The organism is Nitrosomonadales bacterium, assembly GCA_016716325.1.
In the GTDB taxonomy this organism is placed as follows: Bacteria; Pseudomonadota; Gammaproteobacteria; order Burkholderiales; family Gallionellaceae; genus Gallionella.
This window is the reverse complement of record JADJWO010000001.1, coordinates 2,192,126-2,210,378: the sequence shown is the minus strand read 5'-3', so window position 1 is coordinate 2,210,378 and position 18,253 is coordinate 2,192,126. Positions and strand designations below refer to the sequence as shown.

16 protein-coding genes are annotated in these 18,253 nt (G+C 60.8%); 2 read left to right on the top strand and 14 right to left on the bottom strand.

Annotation, left to right across the window (positions count from 1 at the left end):
- Positions 1 to 12: 12 nt before the first annotated feature.
- From IPM27_10790 to IPM27_10730, 13 genes are all read right to left on the bottom strand, one after another.
- Positions 13 to 438 carry a hypothetical protein gene (locus IPM27_10790; GenBank protein ID MBK9162027.1) on the bottom strand — a complete coding sequence of 142 codons (426 nt, stop codon included), beginning with the start codon at positions 436 to 438 and terminating at the stop codon, positions 13 to 15.
- A gap of 100 nt (positions 439 to 538) precedes the next feature.
- Positions 539 to 847, bottom strand: a complete 309-nt coding sequence (locus IPM27_10785; GenBank protein ID MBK9162026.1) for a DUF3240 family protein — start codon at positions 845 to 847, stop codon at positions 539 to 541.
- On the bottom strand, positions 844 to 3,939 hold the full coding sequence (locus IPM27_10780; protein MBK9162025.1) for an efflux RND transporter permease subunit: 3,096 nt from the start codon (positions 3,937 to 3,939) through the stop codon (positions 844 to 846). Before IPM27_10780 ends, IPM27_10785 begins: the two co-directional genes overlap by 4 nt.
- A complete protein-coding gene (locus IPM27_10775) occupies positions 3,936 to 5,237 on the bottom strand; it encodes a TolC family protein (GenBank protein MBK9162024.1) in 1,302 nt (433 codons plus the stop codon). The genes IPM27_10780 and IPM27_10775 overlap by 4 nt, the downstream gene beginning before the upstream one ends.
- 103 nt (positions 5,238 to 5,340) lie before the next feature.
- Positions 5,341 to 5,703: a hypothetical protein gene (locus IPM27_10770; GenBank protein ID MBK9162023.1), complete on the bottom strand. Its 363-nt coding sequence runs from the start codon at positions 5,701 to 5,703 to the stop codon at positions 5,341 to 5,343.
- Positions 5,704 to 6,006: 303 nt separating this feature from the next.
- Positions 6,007 to 6,993 (bottom strand): serine/threonine protein kinase, encoded by a 987-nt coding sequence (locus IPM27_10765; protein MBK9162022.1) that lies wholly within the window; start codon positions 6,991 to 6,993, stop codon positions 6,007 to 6,009.
- Between the two features lie 110 nt (positions 6,994 to 7,103).
- Positions 7,104 to 7,727 (bottom strand): serine/threonine protein kinase, encoded by a 624-nt coding sequence (locus IPM27_10760; protein ID MBK9162021.1) that lies wholly within the window; start codon positions 7,725 to 7,727, stop codon positions 7,104 to 7,106.
- Positions 7,728 to 8,666 (bottom strand): CobD/CbiB family protein, encoded by a 939-nt coding sequence (locus IPM27_10755; GenBank protein MBK9162020.1) that lies wholly within the window; start codon positions 8,664 to 8,666, stop codon positions 7,728 to 7,730.
- A gap of 323 nt (positions 8,667 to 8,989) precedes the next feature.
- Positions 8,990 to 10,240 carry a sulfate adenylyltransferase subunit CysN gene (cysN, locus tag IPM27_10750; protein MBK9162019.1) on the bottom strand — a complete coding sequence of 417 codons (1,251 nt, stop codon included), beginning with the start codon at positions 10,238 to 10,240 and terminating at the stop codon, positions 8,990 to 8,992.
- A 135-nt stretch (positions 10,241 to 10,375) separates the two neighbouring features.
- A complete protein-coding gene (gene cysD, locus IPM27_10745; protein MBK9162018.1) occupies positions 10,376 to 11,281 on the bottom strand; it encodes a sulfate adenylyltransferase subunit CysD in 906 nt (301 codons plus the stop codon).
- Positions 11,282 to 11,390: 109 nt separating this feature from the next.
- On the bottom strand, positions 11,391 to 12,203 hold the full coding sequence (locus IPM27_10740) for a phosphoadenylyl-sulfate reductase (GenBank protein MBK9162017.1): 813 nt from the start codon (positions 12,201 to 12,203) through the stop codon (positions 11,391 to 11,393).
- On the bottom strand, positions 12,200 to 14,293 hold the full coding sequence (locus IPM27_10735) for a nitrite/sulfite reductase (GenBank protein ID MBK9162016.1): 2,094 nt from the start codon (positions 14,291 to 14,293) through the stop codon (positions 12,200 to 12,202). Before IPM27_10735 ends, IPM27_10740 begins: the two co-directional genes overlap by 4 nt.
- Positions 14,294 to 14,417: 124 nt before the next feature.
- Positions 14,418 to 15,233: a sulfite exporter TauE/SafE family protein gene (locus IPM27_10730; protein ID MBK9162015.1), complete on the bottom strand. Its 816-nt coding sequence runs from the start codon at positions 15,231 to 15,233 to the stop codon at positions 14,418 to 14,420.
- 76 nt (positions 15,234 to 15,309) lie between these two features.
- On the opposite strand from IPM27_10730, the gene cysB reads away from it, so the two are divergent.
- Both cysB and IPM27_10720 read left to right on the top strand, forming a co-directional pair.
- Positions 15,310 to 16,236, top strand: coding sequence for an HTH-type transcriptional regulator CysB (gene cysB, locus IPM27_10725; protein MBK9162014.1), 927 nt, complete (start codon positions 15,310 to 15,312; stop codon positions 16,234 to 16,236).
- Positions 16,237 to 16,280: 44 nt separating this feature from the next.
- On the top strand, positions 16,281 to 16,613 hold the full coding sequence (locus tag IPM27_10720) for a DNA-binding transcriptional regulator (protein ID MBK9162013.1): 333 nt from the start codon (positions 16,281 to 16,283) through the stop codon (positions 16,611 to 16,613).
- Positions 16,614 to 17,005: 392 nt separating this feature from the next.
- On the opposite strand, the gene IPM27_10715 is transcribed toward IPM27_10720, so the two are convergent.
- Positions 17,006 to 18,247 (bottom strand): DNA polymerase IV, encoded by a 1,242-nt coding sequence (locus IPM27_10715; protein ID MBK9162012.1) that lies wholly within the window; start codon positions 18,245 to 18,247, stop codon positions 17,006 to 17,008.
- Between the last annotated feature and the right edge of the window lie 6 nt (positions 18,248 to 18,253).

The window sequence follows — 18,253 nt, the reverse complement described above, 5'->3', positions numbered from 1 at the left end:
TATCCTCAAACGTTACCCAAATCGAACCGGGAACGAGCCGCCGGCCTGATCCGTGCACACTCCCGCAGGCTTGGTGTTGAATTTCCATCCCAAGCGGCACGAGACTTCATGTCCATCTGCAGATTTGGCAACCGTCTCGATGGAGTAAACCACATGTTCGGTGTCGAGACCGGAAAAAATCCGATTCCAATGCTTCGGATTGACCCCATAGTAGCGCTTGCGCAGTTCCGCCAGATTGGTCTGGCGATCGACGGCAAAGCCGCGAGCCTCATAACGGCGATCCGGCGCTTCCAGCACAAGGAGGTTGCCTTCCCCGCGATCATGCACCAATTCGCCACCCACAAACGGTGTACTGCCTTGTTTGTCCAACGGGTGAGTCGGGCTGGCGCAACCGGTCAACATCAAGATTGCCAGTATGCTCAGGTAAGATTTTTTCATGGTATTTCCTTTCATCAATAAGTTGTGGCTACTTGATCCGTATCAAGCGTTCGAAAAACGACATGGCCGGCGATTTCTTCATGCCGCAAGTTCATCCGCGTCATAACGCCCCCTGCTTTTCAACCGCAGTCACCTGATAGATGCCGCGCCCCGCCAGACCGCAGTCGGCGATGCGCAACGCCTGCAAGACATCATCCACATCCTCGTCCTTGAGCAGAATGTCCACGCGAACGTGCGGCGTATATCCGATCACGCGGTCGCGCGCGGAAAGCGCCGGGTCATATTCATCCTGAGGGCTGTGCCCCTCGACCTGGATGAACGTGAATCCGGTCACCTGCTCAAGGCTGTGCAGCGTATCCGCAAGCGCACGCTGAATATCGGCATGCACGATCAATGTAAGATTTTTCATCGGGGGCTCCTTTGGGGATTACTGATGTGCAGCTCGGCACGCGCCTCGATCCAGGCATAGAGTGTGGGCAACAGCACCAGCGTGAGCAGCGTCGAGGTAAACAACCCACCGATCACCACAACGGCCAGTGGCCGCTGCAACTCGGAGCCGGGACCGGTGGCGAGCAGCATCGGCACGAGGCCGAGGCTGGCGATGAGCGCCGTCATCAGCACCGGCCGCAGCCGGCGCTCCGCGCCTTCCTGCACCGCTTGAAGCACCGTGCGCCCAGTCTCACGCAACTGATTGATATAAGCCACCATCACCACACCGTTGAGCACCGCCACGCCGAACAGCGTGATGAATCCCACCGAGGCCGGCACCGAAAGATAGAGTCCGGAGAAGTAGAGACTTACCACTCCGCCGATCAGGGCGAACGGGATGTTCAGGATGATCAGGCCGGCTTGACGCACCGAACGGAAGGTTGAGAACAGCATGAAGAAGATCAGCGCGATCGACACTGGCACGACCACCGCCAGGCGTTGCGCCGCGCGCTGCTGGTTCTCGAATTGCCCGCCGTAGTCGATGTGGTAGCCCTCGGGCAGTTTCACCTCGCGCTCGATGGCGGACCTCAGTTCCTCGACGAAACCAACGACATCGCGTCCCTCGACGTTGGTGCGCACGGCGACTAGCCGCCGCGCCGATTCGCGCTGAATCAGCACCGGGCCATCGGCCTCGCGCACGTCGGCGACTTCCCCGAGCGGCACCAGCGCGCCACCGGCAGTCTTGATGAGGAGTTCCTTGATCGCCGCAGGCGAGGCGCGTGCGGCTTCCGGGTAGCGCACCAGCACACCGAAGCGGCGGCTGCCTTCGATGATCTCGGTCACCACCTTGCCACCGACGGCTGATTCGACCACGGCGTTCACATCCTCGTTATTGAGGCCGTAACGCGCGAGCTTTGCCGAATCGATGGCGACCGTGAGGTAGCCCTGCCCGGAAAGGCGCGCGCGGAATATGTCGCTCGCGCCTTGGGTGCGCTGGACGATTTCCTCGATCTTGCCGGACAGCTCCTCGAGCACGGCAAAATCGTCGCCGACGAGCTTGATGGCGACATCGGCGCGCACCCCGGACAGCATCTCGGAGACGCGCATGTCGATCGGCTGGCTGAAACCGGCCTCGACGCCCAGTTCCTCGAAGGGTTCGAGTTTCTCGCGCAGCTTCTCCTGGAAGGCTTCGAGCCCGTAGCCCCAATCCTCGCGTGGCTTGGTCTGCAGGAAGCAATCGGTCTGGTAGAAACCCATTGGGTCGAGCCGTAATTCGTCGGCCCCGCTGCGGCAAATCATGCCGGTGACCTCGGGAATTTCCAGAATCGCTTTCTGGATCGGCGCGTCCAGTGCGAGAGATGCCTCGAGCGATATATCCGAGGATTTCTCCAGATTCACCACCGTTTTTCCTTCGTCCATCGCCGGCATGAACTCCTTGCCGATCAACGGAAACAACGCTGCGGCAGCGATGAGCAGCACAATCGCCCCGAACACCGCGGACTTGCGGTACTCGAGCGCCCATCGCATCACCGGCAGATACACGCGCTTGATCGCCCCCAGCAAGCGGTCTTCGCCGTGCGCACCGGAGCGCATGAGGAAACTCGCCAGCACCGGAATCACGCTGAGCGACAGTAGCAGCGACCCCAGGAGTGCGAACACGATGGTCAGCGCCAGCGGCCCGAACATGCGGCCTTCGAGCCCGGTGAGGGAGAACAGCGGCAGGAATACGATGACGATGATGAGGATGCCGGACAGCACCGGAGCGGACACCTCGACCACGGCGCGATAGACCAGATGCAAGCGGCTCACGCCCTTGGGTGCATGCACGAGCTGGGTGTGGACGTTCTCCACCACCACCACGGCCGCATCCACCAGGATGCCGATGGCGATGGCAAGCCCCCCGAGCGACATCAGGTTGGCGCTGACGCCGAACAGGTTCATCAGGATGAAGGTGGACAGCACCGTCAACGGCAGGATCAGCGCCACGGTGAGCGCCGCGCGCAGGTTGCCGAGCAGCACGATCAGCACCAGGATCACCAGCACCACTGCCTCGCCGAGCGCCTTCTCCACCGTGAGCACCGCAGCGTTGATGAGATCGGTGCGGTCGTAGTACGGCTCGATGGTGACGCCCTTGGGGAGCGTGGGGGCAAGGCGCGCAAGTTCCTGTTTAACGGATTCGACCACGGTGCGGCTGTTGGCGCCGACGCGCAGCAGCGTGAGGCCGGTCACGATCTCGCCTGCGCCGTCCGCGGTGACACCGCCATAGCGCACCAGCGATCCCTCCGCGACCTCTGCGACATCGCCGATGCGCAACGGCAAACCGCCGCGCGTCACCACGGTGATGCTGCGGATGTCGTCGGCATTCCTGAGCTGCCCGACGGTGCGCACCAGCAGCATCTTGTCCTCGCGGTTGACTCGGTCGCCGCCGGCATTGCGGTTATTGCGCCCGATGGCGCGTTCCAGATCGTCGATGGCCAAACCCTGTGCGGCGAGTTTGCCAGGATCGGGGCGCACCTCGAAGGCGCGCACCAGCCCGCCCATCGAGTTCACGTCAGCCACGCCGTCCACGGCGCGCAGCTGCGGGCGGATCACCCAGTCCTGGATGCTGCGCAGTTCGCTGCTCGAATAGCCGTCTCCCCTGAGGCGATACATGTAGATGTCGCTCAAGGGGGTGGCTATCGGTGCGAGCACCACTTCGGCCTCCTGGGGCAGCGCGCCCTTGGCCTGGTTCAGGCGCTCCGCGACCTGCTGGCGCGCCCAATAGATGTCGGTGCCGTCCTCGAAGTCGATGACGATGTTGGATATTGCGTACTTGGTGGTCGAACGCAGGAGCTTCAGGCGCGGGATGCCCTGCATCTCCATCTCGATCGGGAAGGCGATGCGCGATTCGACCTCGGTCGGCGCAAGACCCGGCGCCTTGACGAGCACCTGTACTTGCGGCGGCGAAATGTCGGGGAATGCGTCGATGGGTAGCGTGCGGAATGACCACAGGCCGCCGGCGACCACCGCGACGGCGATGATCAACATCATCAGGCGTTGAATTAGTGCGAATCGGATGAGCGCGGCAATCATGGCTGTTCCCCCTTCCCGCCGACGAGGGACAATCCGGCGGCAAGCCGCAGATCGGCCGAGGCCAGCGCGCATGCCTGCAACAACTCCTGGTAACGGGCGCGAGCATCGAAGTAGGCGTTGTTCGCATCCACCAGCGCAAGGACGTTGGACTCGCCTGCGGCAAAACTGCGACGCGTCAGTTCGAAGACTTTGCGTGCGGGTTCAATCAGGTTCGCATTCACCTGCTCTGTCTGGTTCTGCAGGCGAAGCAGTTGCGCGTATGCCTGCTCCAGACGCATCCTGGCGTCGCGCATCAGAGCCTCGTAACGTGCACGGCTTGCTTCGGCCTCGGCCCTGGCCTTGCCTTCCGAAGTGCGATTCCGGTTCAGGATCGGAATCTCCATGCCGATGCCTATTCCTATCACGTTAATCGTTGCGCCGTTGTTGAAATCCCGGTCATGGAACAGTTTCAACACGGGATCCGGATAACGCTGCGATTCGGCCACTTCGATTCCTTCCCTTGCTGCCTCCGTCTCATGGCGCGCGGTCTCGATGGCGGGATGGCGATCGAGTTCGCGAGCGAAGACATCGAACGAAGATGGACGAGCCGGAAGAGTCAGAAGCGTGGTCTCGGCGGCTCCGTCCGCAAGACCCAGCAGATTCTTGAACCCGATGCGGGCATCCTCATAGTCGCGTTCGGCCAGGATGGTCCCCTGACGGGCATCCTCGCGCATGATTGCGAGCCGCCCGAGTTCAAGAGGACTCAGGTAGCGCTTCAGGCGATCTCCATAGCTCGCTATCCGGCCTGCTGCGAAATTATTGGTAAATTCCAGGCGCTCTTTGGCTAACTGGCGTTTCGCTGCGGCGAATTGCACCGCATGAAAGACGAGGGCCGCTTCATGTTCCAGCAGCAGAGACTGGGCCTGGCGGTTGGCTTGCGCTGCCGAAAGTCCTGACTCGGCTGCGGCACGTTGACGTGCAATCCGGCGTAAAGGAAGCGGCTGGGAGAGCGCCAACTGTGCGAGCCCCGTTCCTCCTTGCCCGTTCAATTGCCCGATTCTGTTATCCGCCCGCAGGTCGATGCTTGGATTGGGCCAAGCTCCCGCCTGAATCAATTCCTCCTGGCGCATATCCACTGCTGCGTCGGACTGCCGGCGTTCCGGCGCCACTTCCAGCACGCGACGGGTTGCCGATTCGAGCGTCCAGACTTTCTGCTCCTTTGCCGATAATAGGACCTCGGATGTCCTCGTAGGCGCGATAGCTGGTTGTGCAAAGGCGGGGTTGAAATACAGCACCGCCAACCCCAGCGGCAATAACAATCTAATCATCGAATTCTCCCGACTGAACGAAGTTGGAATTCGGCGAGACGTCAGAAGCCGCTAAGCACGAGCTAAGCGATATAACAAGACACGTCCCGCCGGATCAGGCGAGAGTTGTTCTGGGTGGACGAAAAAGATCGTCGGGGGAAGATTGCTGAAAGGTTGCCGTCAGTTGGACGGGGTGATCGTCAAGGCACTTCGAAATCCCAAAGGTCGATTGACTTGGCAATCCCATGAAATGGCCGATGGCATGGCACCAGTGATCGCATGGCTTTTCGGGTGTAACGGTCTTGAATGCTTCGTGGTCAGTTGAAAGGTTTACGTCATCCACAACCGAACTGCGCTGCTCGTCGAACCACACGTCGGCTACAGCTTCTTTGTTAAACGTCCAGCCGACTGCATTGCTCGCGAGCGAGAGCATCAGGAAGTAAACAGCCAGGCGGAGAAACCTTTTCATGGCCGGCATGTTAATGCTTATTGCGATTTGATTGCAAATATTGATGTGACACTGCGGTGAGGATAGAGGCAACTCCAGCACCTAAGCCGTTTTCTCGGAAGCAACCTTCAGGGGGATAAACAACGGGCTGAATTGCTCAGTGTGTCTTATGTGACTCCATGGGCTTATCGGCCAAAGGCCGAAGAGCAGACTATCCTCACTATCAGCATGAACTACCGCACTTGGCACGTATGGGGCAAGTTAACGGTCCGATAGAACGTGGCGACCAGCTGGCTGCTGTTTCCCAGGCGACCTTACTGTCAAAGCCCAAGCTCAGATCAACGGCAGTTCCTGCATTAATGCCACCTGCTCGCGCAGTTCAAGAATACGATCCTGCCAGTAGCGGACGCTGCCGAACCAAGGAAAGGCTGCGACAAAGGCAGGGTCGTGCCAGCGGCGGGCGATCCAAGCACTGTAGTGGATCAAGCGCAGCGTGCGTAGCGCTTCGACGAGATGCAGTTCGCGGTCATCGAATTCATGGAATGTCTCGTAGCCGCGCAGCAGTGCCGCAAGCTGACCTCGCACCTCCACCTCATTGCCCGAGAGCAGCATCCACAGATCCTGGACCGCGGGTCCGCTGCGGCTGTCGTCGAAGTCGACGAAATGCGGACCATCGTCGGTCCATAGGAGGTTTCCGGGATGACAATCGCCATGCAGTCGCAGCATCTGGACGTCACCAGCGCGTTGGTAGGCGTGATTCACGCCATCAAGTGCTTGGTCGGCGACGCTGATCCAAGCCGGCCGTAATTCCTCGGGCAGCCAGTCGCCGTCAACCAGGAAATTGCGTGGCTCAATACCGAAGCTCTGGATGTCGAGAGAGGGTCGTGATTGGTACTCTCGGCTTGCACCGACCGCATGGATGCGTCCGAGGAAACGCCCCAGCCATTCGAGCCTATCTTCTCGCTCGAGATCAGGCGACCTTCCGCCTTGCTTGGCGAATAGCGCGAAACGATGATTCTGGAAATGATGCAGCGTTTGTCCGCTGAACGACAGCGGCGGTACAGCGGGAATCTCCCGCTCCGCGAGCTCGATGGTAAATGCATGCTCTTCGAGGATGGCCGCATCGTTCCAGCGACCGGGCCGGTAAAACTTGGCGATGCGCTGGCTGCCGTCCTCGAGCCAGACTTGGTAGACGCGATTCTCGAAACTGTTCAACTGTAGCAGCCGTCCATCGCAGCGCATTCCGAGGCTATCGATCGCGTTGAGAAGACACTCAGGTGTCAGGTCGGCATAAGGGGTATCGAGATCCACGTTTTTCATTACCACAGAGCGCTAGGCAGGTTGGACGAACAGGACTCAAAACTATTGTATACAACAGTTTTAAAATCCCATAATTAATAGGAATCCATCAAAACTATTGTAGTTTGACATCATATAACAATCCGACAGTCGCCATGCAGTCGCAAGGATCTCACTTCTCCGGCGCGGTCGAAGCAGCGCCGCACGCCGTCCAGCGCCAGCGCGACCACGCCGCGATAGACTTCGTGCAACTCCGGCGGAATGAAATCGTGCGCCAGCAGGTATCCGGCCGGCTCGACGCCGAAGCTGCCGACATCCAGCGTCGGGCGATGCCGGTAAGGTTGCAGCGCACCGACCGCATGGATGCGCCCGATGAATCGCCCCATCCATTCCAGCGTGTCGCAATCGTCCATCTCCGGTGCGCGTCCGCCATGTTTTGCGAACACGGAAAAACGAAAACCGTCGGATCTGTGCAGTGTTCGGCCGTCGATCGCCAGCGCGGGCACGACCGGGATCTCGCGTTCGGCCAGCAATGCGACGAATTGGTGTTCTTCCAGGATCGCGTCATCCGACCAGCGCGCAGCACGATAGAACTTGGCGACCAGCGGCGGCCCGTCCTCCATGCCAACCTGATAGACGCGGTTCTCGTAACTGTTGAGCGCCAGCAGTCGGCCGTCGCTACGCAGGCCGATGCTGTCCAGCGCGTCCAGTACGGTATCGGGAGTCAGGTCGGAAAAAGACCGGGGGTGCGCCATCTAACCGAGCAGGCTGGCCAGCGTCAGCAGGGACAGCATGAACAGCATGAACAGCACCGCGCGCCATACCAGCCCGATGGTGCTTTGCATGAAGTCGGCATCGGCATCGTCGCCGACGCCAAGTTCCGGACGGTCGAGCGGCAAGCCGTCCTGCGGGATCGGCATGCCCAGGCGCACACCCAGCGCGCCCGCGCCGCCCGCCAGCAATATCCCGGTTTCCGGGTCGGGCCATGCGGCAGACTGGGTGCGCCAGCAATACGCGGTGTCTTCGAAGTTACCGACGATGGCAAAGGTACTGACCGTCAGGCGGACCGGCAACCACTCCAGCGCATGGAACGCCTGCCGGGCGAAAGCGCCGAATGCGCCCGTATCCGGATTGTCCCGGTTACCCCAGGCCTCCCGCAGGTACTGGCCGAGCCGGTACAGCAGCGCGCCCGCCGCACCGCCCAGCCCGACCGCGCTGAACAGCACGAACCACACGATCACGCCGAACACGTTGTACTGCGAGGCGAGCAGCGCCTCCTCGATGGTGACGCGCGCGACCTCTTCGGCATTCAGTTCGTGGGACGGGATGCCGCGCCACTGCGACAGCAGCGTACGCGCCTCGTCGAGCCGCTCGTCGCGCAATGCCTGGTGGATGTCGGTGAAGTAGTGGCTGAACTGGCGAAAGCCCATGATGAGGTACAGCACCAGCACGTTGAACGCCCAGGCGAACAGCGGATGCGCGCGGTATAGCAGCAGGTACAGCACGATGGCCGCCAGCACCGGCGGCAGCACGGCCAGCAGCCAGGCGATCCGCCCGTGTTCGCGTTCGCCCGCATTGAAGCGGCGGCGGAAGAAATCCGCATAGGCGGACAGCCAGCCGCGCAGGGTCTTGTGCGAGGAGCGCGGCTGCATCTGTTCCAGCAACAGCGCGGCGATCAGGGCGAACAGGCTCATGGGGGCAAGGTGGCATCAAATTCAGACAGGGGGAAGATACCACAGGCACAGCCATTCATTCCAATACGGCAAGGAAGCCTCGAAAACCGTCGCGAACGCAGCCGCTTGCGCGGGAATGACGCGGTTTTTTTCACTCGACTTCATTTCTGATCATCTTGTCCTGATTTATGGAAGGCTCAATAAAAGCTGTCTCAAAAATTAGCGAGGAGGGAGGGATGCAAGGCGCACGGAACGCAGCAACCGGAATGTACAGATAGTACATGAGGATTGCGAGTACCGCGCAACGCCGCAGATGCCCTCCGCAGCAATTTTTAAGATAGCTTCTAAACGATCATTCCCGCCGCAACGGTGTTATTGGTCGCCTCATCGATGACGATGAAACTGCCGGTGCCATGATCGACAAGATAATGGTCGAACACCAGCGGCTGCTGCACCTTCAGCCCGACCCGGCCGATGTCGTTCATGTTCAGCGCGGTGGCGGGATGCTGCTCCAGCGTGTTCACGTCGACGCGGTAATCAAGGCTGGAGAACAGGCATTTCACCGATCGTGTGGTGTGCTTGACGATGTATTTGCGGTTCCGGTCCAGCGGCGTCTCCGACAACCAGCACAGGTTGGCATTGAATTCCTTTGCGACGATGGGGATGCTGTCCGTCTTGACGAACATATCGCCGCGCGAGATGTCGATCTCGTCCTCCAGCGTCAGCGTCACCGATTGCGGCGCGTAGGCACGCTGCAGGTTGCCGTCGTAGGTGACGATCTCCTTGACGCGCGTGGAGCGTCCGCTGGGCAGGATGGTGATCCGCTCGCCCACCGCGATCTCGCCCGATTCGATGCGCCCCATGAAGCCCCGGAAATCGTGGTGCTCCTCGGTCTGCGGGCGGCAAACCCATTGCACCGGGAAGCGGAAATCGGTGGTGTTGAGGTCGTGGTCGATCTCGATGGTCTCCAGCAGGTTCAGCAGCGTGCTGCCGCGATACCAGTCCAGGTTGTCGCCACGCTCCACCAGCATGTCGCCGTTCAGCGCGGACAGCGGCACGCAGGTGACGTTGTTCAGCCCGAGTTGCGCGGCGAATTCCAGATACTCCGTGCGGATCTCGTTGAACCTGTCCTCGGAGTAATCGACCATGTCCATCTTGTTCACTGCCAGCACGATGTGCGGGATGCCCACCAGTCCGGCCAGGAAAGTGTGGCGGCGCGTCTGGGTCAGCACGCCCTTGCGTGCATCGATGAGGATGATGACGAGGTTGGCGGTGCTGGCGGCCGTCACCATGTTGCGCGTGTACTGTTCGTGTCCCGGCGTGTCGCCGATGATGAACTTGCGCTTCGGCGTGGCGAAATAGCGGTAGGCCACGTCGATGGTGATGCCCTGCTCGCGCTCGGCCTGCAGACCGTCGGTGAGCAGCGACAGGTCGACCGACGCCATGCCGCGCTTCTCGCTGGTCTTGCTGATCGCCGAGAACTGGTCTTCGAAGATGGATTTCGAATCGTGCAGCAGGCGGCCGATCAGCGTGCTCTTGCCGTCGTCCACCGAACCGGCGGTGATGAAACGTAACAGTTGTGTGGTGTCGCTCATGATTTTGCACCTCTAAAATTCAATTTCTCTCAGAACCGGATTCCTTCCCCTCTCAGGGGGAAGGTTAGGATGGGGGTGAAACTCATGGCATCTACCCCCACCCCAGCCCTCCCCCTGCAAGGGGGAGGGAGTCAATCAGAAGTACCCTTCCTTCTTGCGCAGCTCCATCGCCGCGTCCGATGTCTGGTCGTCCAGGCGCGTCGCGCCGCGTTCGGTGATGCGCGTGGTCGCGGTCTCCGCGATGATCTCCTGGACGGTGCGCGCGGTGGACGCCACCGGTGCGGTGCAGGTCATGTCGCCCACGGTGCGGAAGCGCACCGACACCACTTCCACCTGTTCGCCCGGCTTGGGCTGCACCAGCTGCGACACCGGCACCAGTTGCCCGTTGCGGCGCATGATCTCGCGTTCGTGCGCGTAATAGATCTCGGGGATGTGCAACTTCTCGCGCTCGATGTATTGCCAGATATCCATCTCGGTCCAGTTGGAGATCGGGAACACACGGATGTTCTCGCCGGGATTGACGCGCGTGTTGTACAGGTCCCACAGCTCGGGGCGCTGGTTCTTCGGGTCCCACTGGCCGAACTCGTCGCGGAACGAGAAGATGCGTTCCTTGGCGCGCGCCTTTTCCTCGTCGCGCCGCGCGCCGCCCATGCAGGCGTCGAAACCGAACTCCTCGATGGTCTCCAGCAACGTCACCGACTGGTAAGGATTGCGCGGCTTGCTCTCGTCCTGGATCACGATGGTGCCGCGCTTGATGGAACCCTCCAGCGAACGCACGATGAGCCGCTCGCCCAGATCGTTCGCCAGCTTGTCGCGGGTCGCAATCACCTCGGGGAAGTTGTGCTCGGTGTCGATATGCACCAGCGGGAACGGGAACTTCGCCGGGCGGAACGCCTTCTCCGCAAGGCGCAACATCACGATGGAATCCTTGCCGCCGGAGAACAGCAGCGCCGGATTCTTACATTCGGCCGCGACCTCGCGCATGATGTGGATGGATTCGCTTTCCAGCGCATCCAGGTGGGTGAAGGGGTATGCAGTCATCGATTTGCTTTCATTTCCATAATCTTTTCGTTTCAAGGCTGCCGCAGGCGCATGAATGATACGCCCGGCCGGCCTCTCTTCCATCAACAGTTCGCTCATGATCTCCCTCCTAGGCGGGAACACCCTGTTCCGCGCCAGCCTGTAACGCGATCTCGACGATGCGCTCGCGGCCAGCCTGGAGAGACGTCCTGTCCGCATGCACTCCGAAACCGTGGGCTACGCCCCCGCCGTTGGGCCTGTGGCTTACGTGTAAGCCACATTCCTTGTTTTCGGGGTTTTCCCACCACCAGCGTCCGGCGCGGATATCCTCGCCCGGCGTGATGGAACGGGTGCAGGGCGCGCAGCCCAGGCTCGGGTAGAACTGGTCGTGCAATTTATTATAGGGCACGTCGTTCTGGCGGATATAGGCCCACACGTCCTTGTTGGACCAGTCCAGCAGCGGATTGAATTTCTGCAGCCCGTTGTCCGCATCGAAGGCGGAGACTTCCAGCGTGCCGCGCGTCACCGCCTGGTCGCGGCGCATCCCGGTGATCCACGCGTCCTTGCCCTTCAGCGCGCGGCGCAACGGCTCGACCTTGCGCACGAAGCAGCAGCCCTTGCGCCTCTCCACACTGTCGTAAAAGCCGTTGATGCCGTGCTGCGCGACATATTCCTCGACCAGTTTCCCGTCCGGGAAATACACAGTCAATGGCAAGGCATAGCGTTCGCGCACTTCCTGCATCAGGTCGTAGGTCTCTTGCGGCAGACGCCCGGTATCCAGGCTGAACATCCCGATATCCGGCTGGTATTTTGCGATCAGGTCGGTCAGCACCATGTCTTCCGCGCCCAGGCTGTTGGCAAACGCCACGTGCCCGAATTCATGCACGGCCTGTTGCAACACGACGAGCGTGTCGGCGATCTTCTTGTTCAAATCCGTATTCATTTCGGCAAAGCCTCCTTCAGGTCCAGTTGCCCATCTTTCTCGGTGGCGAATGCCGCGACCTTGAGCGTCCACGCATCCACCCTGGCGCTCGCCGATGAGACTGCATCGACATCGACATCTTCACTTGCCACGGCCTCGCGTGCGGCATGCGCGAACTCGGCGGCGATCTCTTCCGGCGCCACCAGGTTGAGCTGTGTTGCCAGCACCCTCAGGTCGTCCTGGCGCTTGCCACCCAGCAACTGCGCCACGCCGGAACCGAGCAGGCGCAGGATGGATTCGTTGCACTGCGCCGCCTCGACGTACTTGCGCTGGAACACCAGCGCATTGCGGTACTCGCGCTCGTGCGCCGCCTCGAAGAAATTCGCGCCCACCGTGACCTGCGAAGCGCCCGCGCATTCGCCACCGCCCAGGTTCACCACACGGAAGTCGCTCTTCTCGCCGAAGTCGTGGATCACCTCCTGCAACTGCGCCGGCGACACTTCCGCCAGATCGGCCAGCAGCTCCTTGAAATACTCCGGAGACTGCCGGCGCGCCCACGCGAAGAAACTGCCCTCGCCGCTTTTCAGGTGCTCGTCCTGCACGCGCTGGATCGCCTTGATGATGCGTGCCGCCGGCAGCGCCGGCCCCTTGAGCGCCAGTGCGCCGCCCGCCGTGCCCTGCCCCGCGAAATACATCTGGTAGTGCGGCACCAGCTTGCCGTGCACGCGCTTCGCCTCGCCGTAGATGCCGATGTCGCCGGTCTCCGGTTGCGCGCAGCCGTTGTGGCAGCCCGACACGCGGATGTGCAGGTCGGCCTTGCCGCCCGACAGTTTCGGCGCGACCACCGTGCTGCTGGTGATGCCGAGGCGGCAGGTCGAAGCGCCGGGGCAGGCCACCACGTTGTCGCCAGTCGCCGGTTCCCCCAGTCCCAACAGCGTCAGGCCGCCGCGCAATGCCGCGAGCTTCCGCTCCGGCACGTTGAGCAGCGCAAGATTCTGGTCCTGCGTGCTGCGCACCTCGTCCAGACCGAGTTCGGACAACAGCACCGCCAGCCCGCGCAACTGATCCGCCGTGATGTCGCCGATGGGCAGGGCGACGGGCAGCACGAACAATCCTTCCTGCTTCTGCGCGAACAGCTTGCGCGGCGCGCCCTGCCCCGGCGCAAGAATTGACGATTGCTGTTCTCGTTCGCCTCCTCGCCCGCTTGCGGGAGAGGATTGAGGAGAGGGTGGTGCCTGATGTGCATTCCACTCGCCCTGCGGAGCCGGCTGGTTCGCCAACGCATCGCGGGTGCGCGCGAATTCTTCGCGATATTTCTCGACGAAGCCTTCCGCGCCGAAACGCTCGACCAGGAACTTGATGCGCGACTTCGCCCGCTTGGTGCGGTCGGAATATTTGTTGTGCAGCGTCACCAGCGCCTCCATCGCGAACAGCAGCTCGCGCTCGGGGATGAACTCCTCCACCACGATAGCCTCGCGCGGTTTGTGTCCCAGCCCGCCGCCCGCCTTGATGGTGAAGCCGTGCTGTCCGTCGCGCTCGGTCGCGATCACGCCCAGGTCATGCAACAGTGATTGCGCGCAATCTGCCTCGCAGCCGGAGAACGAGATCTTGAACTTGCGCGGCAACTGCTGGTTGAGCGGGTTGCGCAGGAAATGCACGGTCGCCGCTTCCACATGGGTGCCGATGTCCACGCGCTCCTTGGGGCACACGCCCGCCAGCGGGCAGCCGGTCATGTTGCGCACGGCATTGCCGCAGGCCTCGCGCGAGGTCATGCCCACCGCGGCCAGACGTCGCATCGCCTCCGGCATCTTCGCCAGCGGGATGTAATGGATCTGGATGCTCTGGCGCGTGGTCAGGTGCGCGATGCCGTGCTGTGAGAATTCCGCCGCGATGGTGCCGACGGCATCCAGTTGCCGGGCAGTCAGACGCCCGCCCGGCACCTTGATGCGCAGCATGTTCACGCCCTGCTGGCGCTGGCCGTACACGCCCTGCTGCAGGCGGATGGCGGTGAATCGATCGGGGTCGATGCCGCCCGCCTCGAACGTGGCCAGGGCCTGCTCGAAGCGGTCGATCTCTTCCAGGTCGGACAGGTTGCGTGCATTTAAGCTCATCTCATTTACCTTTCAATCAGAAAATCTTCTTCCACGAAGAACACCAAAGTCACGAAACAAGCCCATCGATCTGCACTTGTATTCCGTTTTTATTTCGTGTGTTTCGTGGACCAATCGCTATGACTCAACTCAAAGCCAGGCGCGTGCCGATCAGCAGCAGCATCAACGCGAGGATGGGACGCAATACCTTTTCGGGTACTTTGGCGCTCAGGTGGCTGCCGATGTAAATGCCCGGCAGCGAACCCAGCAGCAGGCTGCCCAGCAGCACCAGATCCACCGTGCCCAGCGCCAGATGGCCAAGCCCGGCCACCGCCGTCAGCGGCACGGCATGGGCGATGTCGGTGCCCACCACCTTCACGGTGGTCAGGCGCGGATACAGGAACAACAGCGCCACGGTACCCAGCACGCCGGCGCCGATGGAGGAGATGGTCACCAGCACGCCGACGATGGCACCGGTCGCGATGGTGGCGGCGGTCAGATGACGGTGGTGCAGTTCGTGCACCTTGCCGTCGTCGCGCAGCGCGATCTTCCTGATCCAGTCTTTCAGCAACAGCGCTACCGCCGTCAGCAGCAAGGCCACGCTCAGCACGCCGGTCACCAACCCCTTGAGGGAGTTCTCATCCAGCCCGAGCAACTTGAACAAAGCGATGGTGAACAACGCGGCTGGCAGGCTGCCCAGACTGAGCAGGCCGACGATCTTCCATTCCACCGTGCCGTTGCGGCCATGCACCCAGCCGCCCAGCGCCTTGGTGATGGAGGCATACAGCAGGTCGGTGCCGACTGCGGTGGCTGGCGAGACGCCGAAGAACAGCACCAGCAGCGGCGTCATCAGCGACCCGCCGCCGACGCCGGTCACCCCGACGATCAGCCCCACGACAAAGCCAGAAATGGTATAAGGAAAGTCCACGTTATGCCCATCAGTTCTATTGATGGGGCGCATTCTAGGTGCGCATCGTTATATTCCTAAATACTTTTATGTTAGAGTTTAATAACCATTCCGAATAAGCGGGAACGCCATGAACTTCCAGCAACTGAAGTACCTGAACGAGATCGTGCGCTGCAACCTGAACATCTCCGATGCCGCCAATTCGCTCTACACCTCGCAACCCGGCGTGAGCAAACAGATAAAGTTGCTGGAAGAGGAACTGGGCATCGACGTCTTCGTGCGCAACGGCAAGCGCATCGTCGCCATCACCGAGCCGGGCAAGGCAGTCGTCGAGATCGCCCAGCGCGTACTGCGCGAGACCGAGAACCTGAGACAGGTGGGGAAGGAATTCAAACAGCAGGACAGCGGCGCGCTCATCATCGCCACCACCCACACCCAGGCGCGATACGCCCTGCCGCAAGTGGTCAAAGCCTTCATGCAGGCCTACCCCGGTGTGAAGCTGGGGCTGCACCAGGGCAATCCGACGCAGATTGCGGAACAAGTGCTATCCGGCGAGGCCGACATCGGCATCGCCACCGAAAGCCTCGCGCTATACGACGAACTGGTGACCCTGCCCTGCTACGATTGGCACCACTGCGTGGTCGTGCCGACCGGCCATCCCCTGCTGCAGGAGAAGCGCCTGACCCTGAAGAAACTGGCGCAATACCCCATCATCACCTACGACTTCGCCTTTGCCGGACGCAACAAGATCAACCAGGCGTTCAGCGAGGCAGGGATAGAACCGAACATCGCTCTGACCGCCATCGACGCCGACGTGATCAAGACCTATGTGGAACTGGGGCTGGGAGTCGGCATCGTGGCGCAGATGGCCTTCATCCCGGAACGCGACAAGCAACTGCGCATGATCGATGCGGGACACCTGATCGAGCCCAGCACCACGCGCATCGCCATCCGCCAGAACCAGTACCTGCGTGGATACACTTACGACTTCATCGAACTGTTCGCACCGCACCTCACGCGCGAAGTGGTCGCAAAAGCGCTGCATTTGACGAAATGACCAAAGCACAACACGCGTTTGCAACGAACTACTGGAGATATGCCATGACGACTAAAACTACTACAGCAAAACCCAAGAGCGATGCATTCGCAGCCATCCACAGTGCAGCCCAAGGATTGCACCGTGCGGGTGCAATCACCAAAACAACGTTGCGTGAATACGACGCGCTCTGCCTGGATTCGGTCCCGGAATTCAATGCCAAGGACATCAAACGCATTCGTGAGCATGCTCACGTCAGCCAGCCCGTATTTGCGCGCTACTTGAATACCAGCGAGTCCACAGTCCAAAAGTGGGAAACTGGCCAGAAGCGCCCAAGCGGAATGGCGCTTCGGTTATTGAGTGTGGTTGAAAAGCACGGCTTGGAAGTGCTCGTCTGAGCATTACCGATTTCTTGCGAATATTACGGTCGCGTCCCAAGCTATTGATGTTTCCATAATTAATGACATTCGCGGCGTCATTCCCGCGCAAGCGGGAATCCAGCAAGAAAAAATGCATTTTCATTAATCCCACTGGATTCCCGCTTGCGCGGGAATGACGCGGTTTTTTTCACTCGACTTCATTTCTGATCATCTTGTCCTGATTTATGGAAGGCTCAATAGTTGCAGTCATTGCTGTTTAGTGGAGGTATAACGACGTGGTTTGGCCAGATGCGGCCGCTCGGGCATATAGGCCGGGCATAGATACTTTTCCTGATTTCGGGGCGGGATAGCGTGCAGGCATAAATCCTTTTCAAGATAAATTCATGCCGCCCCCCTTTGGCTCTCCCCTGTCATCCGCACTCCAGCACCGGATATGCGAACCGTCCCATCTTTCCTCCCGCCCTGCGCTTTTGCATCGCGCCGCAGATGGACAGCACGTTATCCCCATGCTTGTGATTGATGGCGTGCATTGTCTCCAGTAGCTTGAGGTGTTTTTCCTCCTCTTGCTGTTCTGCCATCTGGAACAGATCGAAGTCCCCCGATTGGCGGATGCCGATACCGCTGGCGATCAAGCCGCAGGCACGGTAGAACCGATCAGGGTCGTAGAGCGTATCCAGCGCCTCGCCCGCCTCTCTCGCCAGCAGAAAGTAGTCTGCACTCGGATAAGGCAATTCGAATGTGCCGGCCTGTTTGTCGAACGACTTCAGGGTCAGGAAGACGGTCAGTTGCCTGGCCGTCAGGCGTTTGGTGATGAGCTCCCTGGATAGTCGCATGGCGTGGTTGAGCAGATGCGCGTGGATGGTCGTCTTGTCTTGGGTGACTTCGCCCATCGATGCGGTTCTGGCCACACTCTTCGGAATCCCGGCCTCGGTCTCGATCTTGTAGACGGGCGTACCGTTGAGTTCGTGCCACAGGTCGGTGCCGGCTTTGCCCAGCAATCGTTTTATTTCGCGCTCCGGCATATCCACAAAATCCGCTGCGGTGTGAATATCGAACTTGTTGAGCAGCGCCTGGCGGTTGCCGCCGATACCGGGAATGTCGCGCACGCCGACCTGTCGCAAGAAATCATGGATGCGCCGGCCTGCCACGATGGTGGTGCCATCCGGCTTGTTGTATTCGGAGGCCATCTTGGCCAGCGTGCGGGTGACGGAGATGCCGACAGAGACAGTGACGCCGACCTCATGATGAATGGTGTTGCGAATCTCATCGGCAATGGCCTGATACGGTTTGCGGTACAGGCTGCGCAGCCCGTTCAGGTCCATGAATCCTTCATCGATGGAATATGCCTCGACCACCGGACTATAGCGCCGCAGGATGGCGAACAGCTTGTCGGATATCTGCCCGTAGTAGCGAAAGTCTGCGGAAAGGTAGTTTGCCTCGGGCAACAGCTTCCGGGCGTCCCAGACCGGCATGCCGGTGGTGATCCCCGCCGCCTTTGCGTCATAGGTCTTGGCCACCACACAGGCATCCTGGCTGGACAGCACGCAGACGGGCCGGCCTTTCAGGTCGGGGCGGCGCAACTGCTCGCAGGAGGCGAAGAAACAGTCCGCATCCACATGCGCGATGGCATTGGGCCAGTTGCCGGGAAGCATGATGGG